At 40.9% G+C, this 11417-nt stretch carries 9 protein-coding genes and 3 pseudogenes; 5 read left to right on the forward strand and 7 right to left on the reverse strand.

Annotation, left to right across the window (positions count from 1 at the left end):
- Positions 1-580: 580 nt before the first annotated feature.
- Both AC3D28_RS20175 and AC3D28_RS20180 read left to right on the forward strand, forming a co-directional pair.
- Positions 581-1231 (forward strand): annotated as a pseudogene (locus AC3D28_RS20175) (IS3 family transposase); the annotation flags it as partial.
- 100 nt (positions 1232-1331) lie between these two features.
- A pseudogene (locus AC3D28_RS20180) lies at positions 1332-1493 on the forward strand (IS110 family transposase); the annotation flags it as partial.
- 30 nt (positions 1494-1523) lie between these two features.
- Here the strand turns inward: AC3D28_RS20180 and brnA are convergent.
- The 3 genes from brnA to AC3D28_RS20195 form a co-directional block, all read right to left on the reverse strand.
- On the reverse strand, positions 1524-1766 hold the full coding sequence (gene brnA / locus AC3D28_RS20185; protein WP_488536854.1) for a type II toxin-antitoxin system BrnA family antitoxin: 243 nt from the start codon (positions 1764-1766) through the stop codon (positions 1524-1526).
- A complete protein-coding gene (locus AC3D28_RS20190; RefSeq protein WP_488536855.1) occupies positions 1753-2019 on the reverse strand; it encodes a BrnT family toxin in 267 nt (88 codons plus the stop codon). The genes brnA and AC3D28_RS20190 overlap by 14 nt, the downstream gene beginning before the upstream one ends.
- A gap of 92 nt (positions 2020-2111) precedes the next feature.
- Positions 2112-2525, reverse strand: coding sequence for a VOC family protein (locus AC3D28_RS20195; protein ID WP_488536856.1), 414 nt, complete (start codon positions 2523-2525; stop codon positions 2112-2114).
- Between the two features lie 362 nt (positions 2526-2887).
- Between AC3D28_RS20195 and AC3D28_RS20200 the strand changes: the two are divergent.
- Positions 2888-3834 (forward strand): annotated as a pseudogene (locus AC3D28_RS20200) (IS110 family RNA-guided transposase).
- Between the two features lie 22 nt (positions 3835-3856).
- On the opposite strand, the gene AC3D28_RS20205 reads toward AC3D28_RS20200, so the two are convergent.
- The 3 genes from AC3D28_RS20205 to AC3D28_RS20215 form a co-directional block, all read right to left on the reverse strand.
- Positions 3857-4336 (reverse strand): YehS family protein, encoded by a 480-nt coding sequence (locus tag AC3D28_RS20205; protein ID WP_488536857.1) that lies wholly within the window; start codon positions 4334-4336, stop codon positions 3857-3859.
- A 554-nt stretch (positions 4337-4890) separates the two neighbouring features.
- Positions 4891-5964, reverse strand: a complete 1074-nt coding sequence (locus tag AC3D28_RS20210; RefSeq protein WP_488536858.1) for a ParB family protein — start codon at positions 5962-5964, stop codon at positions 4891-4893.
- Positions 5964-7163, reverse strand: a complete 1200-nt coding sequence (locus AC3D28_RS20215; protein ID WP_488536859.1) for a ParA family protein — start codon at positions 7161-7163, stop codon at positions 5964-5966. Before AC3D28_RS20215 ends, AC3D28_RS20210 begins: the two co-directional genes overlap by 1 nt.
- Before the next feature lie 800 nt (positions 7164-7963).
- Here AC3D28_RS20215 and AC3D28_RS20220 point away from each other — a divergent pair.
- Together AC3D28_RS20220 and AC3D28_RS20225 are read left to right on the forward strand one after the other, a co-directional pair.
- Positions 7964-8920 (forward strand): integrase domain-containing protein, encoded by a 957-nt coding sequence (locus AC3D28_RS20220; protein ID WP_488536860.1) that lies wholly within the window; start codon positions 7964-7966, stop codon positions 8918-8920.
- A 5-nt stretch (positions 8921-8925) separates the two neighbouring features.
- Complete coding sequence (locus AC3D28_RS20225; protein WP_488536861.1) at positions 8926-9225, forward strand: hypothetical protein; 300 nt, start codon at positions 8926-8928, stop codon at positions 9223-9225.
- 534 nt (positions 9226-9759) lie between these two features.
- Here the strand turns inward: AC3D28_RS20225 and AC3D28_RS20230 are convergent.
- The gene (locus tag AC3D28_RS20230; RefSeq protein WP_488536862.1) at positions 9760-10872 is read right to left on the reverse strand and encodes a tyrosine-type recombinase/integrase; all 1113 of its coding nucleotides are present in this window, start codon (positions 10870-10872) and stop codon (positions 9760-9762) included.
- Positions 10873-11417 lie beyond the last annotated feature (545 nt).

Consider the following 11417-nt stretch of genomic DNA (forward strand, 5'->3'; position numbering starts at 1 on the left):
AGGGTCGAAAAATAAAAAAAGATAATCAAGAACGCTTGTCTTTTTAATATTACAATGTTACTTCGCTGTCTTGCCAACCCAAACTTATCCAAGATAAGGAGTACACCATGCCCACAATACTAGTCAGTGTGACAAAGCTCACCACGCTCGGAATGGTTAAATCGATCTCCATCCCTAAGTGTCTACGCACCACCCCAATCTAGCCCATTGTTATCGACAGCAATACCGGGTTCGATTGCCCGCAGCTTTGGAATAATAATATAAGAATGAGGTAGAACTCGATTACGGTAAGAGCAAAGAAAGTGGTCAGTGACTCTCCTAGCATTCGAATATCAATTCTACTTTCTGCCAGTTCACGCTCTATCGGTAAACTTAATTGACACTACCTTGGCGGTTTGAGCGACTTCCGGTTTCCAGCTTTTAAACTAAGAGGAAGTGTTTTGTTGGCGTGATTGAAGCCGGTGATCAATCGGTGCTTACAGTTGCCAAATACGGGTTAGATTAATCAGTGATCCGCACTAGCAGTCTTGGACACCGAGTTAAGTGAGTACAATTACTAACGAGGTGAACTATGACAAGCAAGAAAAAACGTATTATTCATTCCTCTGAATTTATGCTCGAACACCTGCTGTGCTTTAATGTTGTCCGCATGGCTAAGGTGTTCGAAGTTTCACTAAGTGGATTTTATTACTGGATTAAGCATCGTTACAAGACCACCCAGCGCGAGGCCATACGCCAAAAACGGCACGCAAGTTTAAATGTACGACGGATATCTAGCATAAAATGCCAGTCACTCCCAACCTACTGGCTCAAGATTTTAACGCGGAGGCTCTGAATCAAAAGTGGGCGGGAGATATCACCTATATTGCGACAAATGAAGGCTGACTGTAATCATTGAGCTTTACTCAAGACAAGTAATTGGCTGGTCAATGGATACCCGAATGACTGCTACGCTGGTCTGTGATGCACTATCAATGGCCTTGTTCCGTCGTGGATTCCCTGAGCAGGTTATCGTTCACAGTGAACGAGGTAGTCAGTATTGTTAAAAAGACTATCGAAACCTCATAACTGATTATAATATAAAGCAAAGTATGAGCAGGAAAGGAAACTGTTGGGACACTTTTGTGTTGAGAGTTTCTTCCATTCAATGAAAGTTGAAGCGATCCAATATGAGTCGATTATGACCAGAGACGAGATGCATCAAACGGTCTTCGAGTACATTAAGGTTGATTAAAATCGGACGAGAAGGCACAGTGCTCTTGGGTATCTAAGCCCTGTTAACTTTGAACAGTAAAATGTCGCTTAATGAAGTGTCCATCTGGATCAGAACAATCCAGTGTAACCCCATTTTCAAAGCCAAATATGAACAATTACTTGTGGCAGTAAAGCCCAAAAATGTTGCCATCGTTGCCTGCATGAGAAAGATGGTTGTGATACTCAACTCGGTGTTGAGAGATGGTGTTACGTGGGATAAAGATAGCGCCAAAAATTAGCTATTGACGCCATAGTCTCTTGTTAGCCGTTTAGTTTTCAGTGTGGTTACGAGCTACATTTTCAAGTCTTTCAGCTAGCCAAATCTTAATAATTGACTGCCGCGTAACACCTACTCGACTAGCCTCACGGTCTAGCGACTCTAACATCCATGCTGGGAAATCGACGTTTACTCGCTTCTGCTTTTGCATTGGACGTTTAACTTTAGATAAATCTAAGTCACCTAAAATGTCATCGTCACTTTCAAACTTGGCATCAAACTCATGCGCTTTCATATAAGTTCACCTCCGCTTTTCGTGAACGTCTGACTGAGATGATCCTAATATTTAAACCACGATATGTAATGACACCAGACCAATACTTACCATTCAACATACCTATGACCAAATACCTAGGTTCATCGCTTGTATTTGCAGGAATCTCAATGAGATCAGAGTCATTCCACAAACCTTGAGCGGTATAAAAATCAATTCCATGTTTCTCAAAGTTTGACCTGCTTTTGTTTTCATCAAATTCAAATCTCACCATGAGTAAAACTTATACCCTTTTTACTCATGGTGCAACTTGCAATTATGCAAACACCAAGCGTTGCGAATCACTCTAAAGAGTTTGTATGCGTGCTATTTGGTTACGCTGTTTAATTGTAGTAAGTCCCACTTGTTACCGTATAGGTCTTGAAACACCGCTACTGTCCCGTACAATTCAACTCGTGGCTCTTCATTGAATACAACGCCATTTGCCTTCATTAGTTCGTAGTCTCCCCAGAAATCGTTCGTTTGTAGGAATAAGAAAACACGACCACCAGTTTGATTACCTACTGCTTGGGTCTGTTCTTCGGTACTAGCTTGAGCCAAAAGTAGATTCGTACCATTAGAATTTGGAGGAGAAACTTGAACCCAACGTTTGCCACCGCCTAAATCAGTATTTTCGGTCACTGTAAACTGAAGTTTTTGAGTGTAGAACTCAATAGCATCATCATAATTTTTAACAACTAGAGCGATACTTCCGATTTGTTGTCGCACAAGTTTAGACATGCTTATTTCCAATGTTTTAAAACCCTAATTCTACACTACGTTATGATTTTTCGAGAAGCATATAACGCCGCATTAAGGTGTGAGAAAAACTACCACGAAGCCTAACCATACCACCTTAAACACAAAACCCAACGATGGAATGACAAATGCCAAGCGTTGGGAGTCGCTCTTAAATACTTTCTATGGATAATAAGAACTCCAATCGGGTAAGGTGAGACCCGGACTTTAACTACAACTAAAGTTCTTCTATCTGGTAGTTCGATTAAATGCTGGTTCCTCTATCGAGAGACCGATAACAAGTACGAACGCCAGATAGAACTCCAAGCACCACACTCGAATAGTCTTCTGGGGCTCGAGCCCGCATTTGCAAACAAGAGTTAGATTATTATGAATCAAACACACTTCAAAACATTAATGTCGGCGTTGATACTGGTAAGTCACAATTAGACATTTACATCCGTCCTCTCGATATTTACTTCACAGTTCTTAATAACGAGAAAGGTATAAGAGAAGCCATTAAAACCATCACCAAGCACAAATTTCAACGCGTCGTTATCGGAAGCGACAGGTCGATTAGCAAATGCCCTTTATACTCGCTTGTGATAGAGAAAAATTCCCTTATGTTATTGCTAATCCAATACGCATTAAAAGGTTTGCCGCTGCCATTGTCCAACGAGTTAAGAACGACCGTTTAGATGTAGCTCTCATCGCACATTATGCCGAGCGTGTTCAGCCCGAACTGACCAAGCTAAAAAGCGAAAGTATACGTCTGATGAGTGATTTAGTCACAAGGCGCAACCAACTATTCACCATGCAAACCATGGAAAGAAATCGACTACAAATATTACCCCCCATCCTTACCGCTCTGAAAAATTAGGTTGAAAAAGTAGAAGTAAAGATAGCGAAATTGATTGATAGCTGTCCTGAGTATCAAGCCAAAAATACTATTCTTCAAAGTATGTCAGGCGTTGGCAAAGTCCTTGAGGCCTCCTTAATTAGTAATGTGGCCGAGTTGGGCTTTATCACTAACAAGCAAGCCCCTCTCTCATTGGTGTCGCACCAATAAAAAGAGAAAGTGACCGCTTTAAAGGCAAGCGGATGATAAAAGGAGGACGGGACTGTTATGTATATGGCGATGATGTCGGCTATCCAATGTAACCCTGCTTTTAAGGCAACTTATAAACGATTACTTGCGGCAGGAAAACCGAAGAAAGTAGCGATAGTTGCCTATATGGGAAAGATGGTTGTGACCTTAAATTCGATGTTAAGAGACGGTGTGATGTGGGATAAAGATAGCGCCAAAAATTAACTATTGACGCCATAGTCTCTTGTTATGATTCGGACTCACCACCGCTTGGACGCAACTGATTCTGAAGACCCAGTAGGAAGTTTCGAAGAACTTGGTCTTTGCATTCTCTGTAATGCTTATTCTCTGGCTTACGGAAAAATGCACTCAGTTCATGCTTGCTTAAACGAAAATCGACAAGTTGCAAAATCTCGAGAATATCCTCGGCTTTCAAGTTCAAAGCAATACGCAACTTTTGGAATACGATATTATTACTTAACTTCTCTTCTGGCTTAGGCTGCTCACCTTCGCGTTTGCCACGCTTGAAATTGATAAAACCGTTTAGAAATACAGCTAACTCTGTATCGCTAAGTTCGACAAAAGATTCATCGTCCTCTTTTTTCAGCCAACTAGTGACTTGTTCATCCGTCACATTTAAGTCTGCTAAAGAGAAGATTTCAGCCATTACGCTGTCTTTTAAATCGAATGTATAACGTACACGGCGTAAAATATCATTATTGGTCAAAATAGTTCCTAGTCTTAGGTAAATCCAGTGCTATCAACGTGATTACTGGAAGACTTAGATTTTATCAGATTTGCGGTTTACTCCCTACCAACTTGAGAGAGAATCATAACGCCGCATTAAGTGGTGAGCAACGCAGACCACTACATTTAAAGCATTGTGCCGTAAACACTTAAGCTGAAGCAAAACGAAAATGCCAAGTGTTGACAATCCGCTTTTAAATTCTTGTTAAGCATATTATTTACTGGTAAATCTCTCTAAATTAAGTTGTGCTCACTTTTGAAAGATGGTGTCTACAGTAATGGAAAATTTTATCAACGAAATCAATGTCTATTGTTTCTCTATTAATATAAGTAAAGAAAGAATTTAGGGAGACAAGCACTGATGACATGACTTCTAGGAAATGGCTGTAACTGAGTAACGTAGGAAACTCATTTTATGATAACGGTGTGAAATATCATGATCGCACATTAATATTGAGATTATTTCGGAGAATAAAATTCTCCGAAATTGTTTGTTCACTAACCTGAGACCGATTTAATCTTTTGTCATCAAACCTACATTTCTTCTTTCAAGACCCTGTTAATCGCAGTGTCGAGTTTGTTTTGTATCTCTTTAGATAAGCGACCAAATTCGTAGGAAAAATTGCGTCCTTTTACTCGCTTACGTGCGAACATACCTTTACTATCGAACTGGGCAAGCGGTGTGATTTCGGCTTTATTTGCGGCGTGCTTTTCTTCGACAATTTTTAGCTCTGATTTAATAGACGCAATAATGGCTTCTTTTTGCTCTTCTATCGAATATTCAGTCTGAATATTGACAAGTTTTTTCTCAATATTACTTACAAGTCCACCAAGTTGATCATCGTTTTGACAAACTCTCATCACCTTATCAAGGAGAGTATAGTCGGGGTGGGAGAGGGCATTAGCAATTGGGAACAACTTAACGAGTCTATCATCGACACTCGCCGCTTTGATTGCCTTGCTTACTCCTGCCTGACTTAATCCCACTTGCTTGGCAATGTCTGCTTGCGTCAGTTCTTCATTGGAGGCTTTAATCGCTAAGCACTGCTTACCTATTTCACGCAGATTGTGTTCTTTCGCGGTTTGTAATTGTTTCGCCAGTGCTTTGGCGTCCGAGACGGATATATCATCTTGCGTCACTAAAATGCGGAATGATTCTATACGTCCCTGCTGTAAGAGAAACCATGCACGGCGACGCGAGCCATCAAGAACATCGATTTTTCCATCCACTTGGTGACCAACAGCAGGGTAGAACTGTTGATACTCCATCGAACTGAGATCGGCCAATGACTCTGTGGTTAATAGTGACTGATCGCGACCGTTAACATCAAAGGTGACGATTGTTTCATCGCGAGCCTGTTCAAATGACAAGCTCACTTCGTTGAATGTTGCTTGATTACCTGATGCCAGTTGCCATACAACGCTTTGTCCTACGGACTCTATACCGAACTGCTTTTTAAGAAACTCGGCTGCACTTTCGCCTGCTTTTTCAATTTCAGCGCTTAACTGCTGTGTTAACGTCGTTAAATTCGCTTTTGCTGCGGTTTGTTGTGCTTCTGCTGAGCCAGGTGCATTGCCAAGTGGATTTCCACCACGTTTTTTCGCCATTATTTGCCCTCCTGTTCACGCCAAACGTTTAGGATGTCTCTCAGTATTTGACTTGTCACTTCATATGCGTTTTGTTGAGCTGTTTGGAATGTCGCCTTACTTTTCGGATATTCGCTCTTAGACATATCGAACACGGTCGAAAGTAGCGAAGAGGATTGACGAATCGCTTCGCTATGTTTGAACTCTTTAGAGTAGAGGTAAGGACTAAAGTAATCGTAGAGGCTGTTCATTAATTCCGTTGTGGTGGAGCTGTCTCTATGATTCGTGAGCAAAACTTTCATAAAATCATAGCCTTGATGACTGGCATTTTGCAGGAGCGCCCACACTTGAGGGATATAGCTGAAATAGGAACAAGTCGCGTCGATGTCATTTTCAGTGATCGACAGCGGGAAGACTACACTGGTCGCGGCGAAGTAGGCATTAAACGTGGCGTAACCTAAAGATGGGGGCGTGTCGATGATAATGATATCGAACTCGTCTTTTACGCTATCAATAATGTCACTCAAAAGTGAGTAGGGAGAAGCTAACTTATGACTAAAGACTTGCTCATGGAACCATCCCTCCATCGCTCGATCGCTTTGTGCCGCAGGCAAAATACGTAGGTTTGGGATGGTTGTTGGTAAAAAGGCGTTAGAATAAACTTGATCGAGTGCTTCCCCTTCATCTAGGTCAAATTGGCCCATCATCAAGTCGCCGACTGATAACTCACCTTCTTTCTCTGCTTCTGGTGAGTAATACATCGATAGCGTAGCCTGCCCGTCCATATCAATAAGAGCAACACGATATTCTTGATGAAATTCGGTCGCTAAACCCGAAGCTATGGTCGCGGCTGAAACGGTTTTTCCTACACCACCCTTTTGGTTTTGAATAACAATGACTTGAGTCTGTTGTTTTTCACTACGTTCAAATTTAGGTTCTTTACGTAAGCTTTCTGGTAATAGTTCACGGACTCGATACATTTCTGAGATATCGATTGACCATTGAGAGTCTTGATGACGACGAGGATCAATCCCTGTCGCGGCGACATACTTGTCCAGAGTCTTAGCATCAATATCAAGGTAAGCCGAGGCTTCAGCGCGTGTATAGTTGCGAATTTCCTTTCGGTGATTAGCTAATAAGCGTAGATTTCTGCGTTTGATGTAATCATCTGCGCCTTGTTTAAGGCTCTGGAAATGCTGAGTAGTTTGCGTTGTATCCATTTCTGACTCCTGATGGGAATTGGAAATAGTATATACCTTGATTTTAAAGGTGTGTATTAAAATTTGGGGTGTGTTTTTGCTTTTATGACAATTTTATTGAAAATTGTCGCCGTGTCACAGGTTCGATTTCTCAAACCATTGTCTCATATTTACACATCCATCATTCTTATCATTAAATTAACATGTTAATTTAATCTGAATTCATCAAAAACGATGAAAACGTCACTGCCGTTTAGGTGACACCGATGTCGTTCGGTACGGCACATTAACCATTCAACGCTCGAAAGAGCCCTTCATTAGGAAAACTCCACCAAACGTTTTTTGTTTGAGATTTATTCGTTCGCTCGAAAGAGCAGTATTAGGAGAAAATCCCGCTTGGGATAAATCAAACAAATAGCAGCGTGTTTGTCGTCAAATTATTTTCAGAAAATTAGACGAAGAGGTTAATAGCGAAAAACAAAGACAATAATTGTTTTATAACAATCATTTAGATTGAGCCTTCATTAATTATTGTCGGTCGTTTTTGGTCACTTTTCCCTTACAACGCTTCAAAAACACGTCAGAGCATTTGGCGCCAGGGCAGAGATGTTTGCAATAGAGCATCTCTGATGCGAACTCTGGGCATGTTCCAAATTGACGCTAAAAATCAAAAACTCGCCGGTATCAGAGGGATGCAATAAGCCCATTCTTGAAGCACAACAAGCTGAAACCACAACTTTTTAAATGTGCGTAATCACTTAACGTTACGTCTTAAGACGAGCATGGCGAGAAAAAGTAATACCTGCTCAATAGGTACAAGTATGAAAAGAAATATCAATGTTCGAAATTTTGGATTGCGTAGCCGAGATGCGACACGTGCACTGATCACAGCTTATCAGCTTAAGGGGAACGGATATGCCTCGAATGCAACGGTAAAAAGTGCTTTGCGCTCATTTACAAAGTATTTGAGAGAACATTATGGGATCGAAGATCTACGAAAAGTCGAACGAGGGCATGTGCACTCTTTTGCCTGTTACTTAAATGATCGATTCGAACGTGGTGAAATATCTGCATCTACCGCACAAAATTATCTTTCTCCCGTCAATGTGGCTCTAGAGAACGCACGATTAGATTCAAAATGTCGTGTAGAAGGGGTTAGATATGCCGGGTTACCCACCAGAACAGGCATTGCAACTGAGGACCGAAGTGCAGAATTAAAAATGCATCAGAACACGTTAAAGCGCGTTTCGGAAAGATTAGGGATACAACTTGAGTTGCAACGACAGTTCGGTCTTCGTTTAAAAGAATCGTGCTTACTGGATGCGAAACAAGCAGTTAAGCAATCCATAAATGCCCAGAATATTCACATTGAACGTGGAACAAAAGGAGGACGACCCAGAGATATCCCCGTTCATTCTCAGTCACAACTTGAGGTATTGCAGCGCGCCGCAGCGATCCAAGGGCAGGCATCAAGCCTTATTCCAGAACACCAATCATGGTCACAATATCAATCTCAGGTCTATCAAGAGATGGCGTTGCAATCTATGAACTGCCATCAAGAACGACATCATTACGCGAATGCGATGTACGAACGATTAATGGGAGCTAAAAGTCCGGTCCAGAGCCAAATTCCACACCGGCAACATCATGAGCATCTGGCAAAGGTACTCGGTATTTCCCTTAGTGAAGCGAAAGAGAGGGATGAGCAAGTACGTTTATGTATTGCACTGACACTAGGCCACGCCAGAGTTTCTATTACCAAAAACTATTTAGGGTAAATTGTATGCATCATCAAACTCATGCTCTGATTCAACAATTCATGCTACCTTACTCAGCAAAAGGGAAGAAATCGACCTACAAGAAGAAGCAGATGAGAAGGCTCATTTCCATCATCGACAATATTTTTCATCACGAGGGGGCAGAAGATCTTTCCGCTATAGGTCGCAAGCAATTAATTGGTTACTGGCGAAGAACTGAGAGTGAACAGAACGAAACAAGGCGAGCAAAGTACAGAGTTTTGAGAGCATTTTTTGCGCTTTACAACCCAAAAGTGACGGTGCCGAGGCCTAAAACTGTTGAATGAACTGCATTTGTAACGGTCAAATAAATTTGGAGACTGCTTTAGGAGCTTTTAAGTAACTCCAACTCATATTGTACAGGAAAGATATTCTTCAATTTTTAATATCGTCATAAAATAGTTCGATGTGGCCAATTATGTCAGCAATGGCGTGCTGTCGTGTTTCGTCTCGACGGTGGTTTACTCGCTCCGATTTCAAGCTTCTAAAGAAGAGCTCGGTAACGGTATTGCCCAAGCCGTTTCTTGCCCGACCATTCCTGCTTGTCTTAAGTTACCCAGCGTTGAATCGAAGACAAACCGTTCCTCATTACAGTAGTGGCGTTCCTATTTTGATAGCCGTGAGTGATCATTAGGTCGGCAGACTTACGTTTAAATTTAAGATAAATGCTTCTTGATATATAACTTTATTAATCGAATGAAATAATACCTCTAAATCGGTCTCCAATTTAAGTCTACCGTTATACTCTGCCCTTTCGAGTCAGTACAGATGAACGCTAGCGGTGACTTATCACAGGTTTCATCAGGTTTATAGTGACCTCGCTAAGTCTGTAGCAAAAGGTTAGGGCTATGTTCATTGTTTAAACCTCTTAGATATCGCAGTACCATCTCATTACTTTTCCAGTCCCCAAGTTGTATGAGTTGGGTAAGTGATAACCCAGCGGCATAACCATCTTGCAAAGCACCGACCCGGCTTGAGTGTCCACTCCAGACGTTGCGATGAGTCCCTATTGAAGAAGAAACATCAGTTAAATCACTTAATGTTTGGTGCGCGCGTTGATAGATTCGGTCAATTGTCATACCTGACATTGGCGTTTGGCGATACGCCACAGGCCTCGCGCCTTTGGTTGTTAACCAACAAAAAATGTAGTCTTCTTCATCAAGAGTTTGGCAAAAGGTGTCAAAATAACGCTGAAGAATATTTGCAAACTTTCCCGTAAGACGTTTCGGCTCTGGACTGATCGAGGTTTTTGAGGTTACACGTTCAATGTTTATGTCGCCATTTTCAAGTATTTTAATGTGTTTTTTACGGATCCTTCCGATCTCACCTTCTCGGATCAAGGTGCCGTAAGCGACGGTTAACACGGTTAAATCCCGAAAAGGGATCACTTTACTTTCATCATCCCAAATCGTTTTAAGCCTACTAAGGTGTTGTTTTCGAAATGGTTTGGCTTGAACTTCTATGACTTGAGAACCGGTTAGCTCCATTTCATCCTTTAACAAGGACTTGAAAAAACTCATTATGGTTGGTGATTTAGTGACGTCCTCTACCCCCATTATTTTATGAAATAAGCTAATTTGTGCTCGATACTGTTTGATGGTGTTTACCTTGGCGTTAAATTCCAGCTTGAGCAGCTTAAACCAATTAAGCAGCATATTTTCATTGATAGGGAAGCTATACAGTGATTCCGACTTACAGTATTCATCCCATTTACGTATCACAAACGCTAACATCTTCAATGTGTTGACACTATGTCCTCCACGGTTTTCATCAAAGACGGCTAAGTTACTTAATGCGCTTGGTAGATTATTCCACTCTGGCGCAAAGCTTTCGCTAAGATCGGGAAAGTTGAGCTTAAACCGAGCAATTTTCTCTTTTTGATCTTGCCACTTATTCTCCACATTTTTTTGAAATTTAAAGTGTGACAGTGTCACTTGATTGACCTTGTTTATTGGGAGGTTTCTTGACGGCATTTATCATTCACACTTTTTGCTGTTATATAAATGTAATTATATCACACTATTTTTAGTTACGATGAACAAAAATCAAAGGTAATTCGTAAAGAATGTTATCGGCCTGATATGTTAAAAATGAAAACTCCTAAATTGACAGATCTTAAGTGACGTATTGTGTTTCGATACATCTGTGCAGGTTTAATCTTTTATCATTGTCATCAAGGCCAATCCTGAATGGCAACATTTAATGTCTCATCGGGTCAGTATCTGCATTCATGAATACCTTTCACGTTTGCCTAATAAATAACCTAAATGTTTCGACTTGTGAATTTTTGCCTGTTTTTTCATCAGTATCTTTCATGGAAATGCATTAACGAAAGTATTCGAAAAGTTTTGTAAGCAAAGTGAGAGCGCTATCAAAGAAATTTACGCCTAAATCCGTAAACTTATTAGCAACAATATAAAGAAAACGATTTGTTAGGTTCTGAGAATATTTAAGAGCTAACGCAACTATCGACTATACA

Source organism: Vibrio sp. TAP-3B (genome assembly GCF_057784735.1).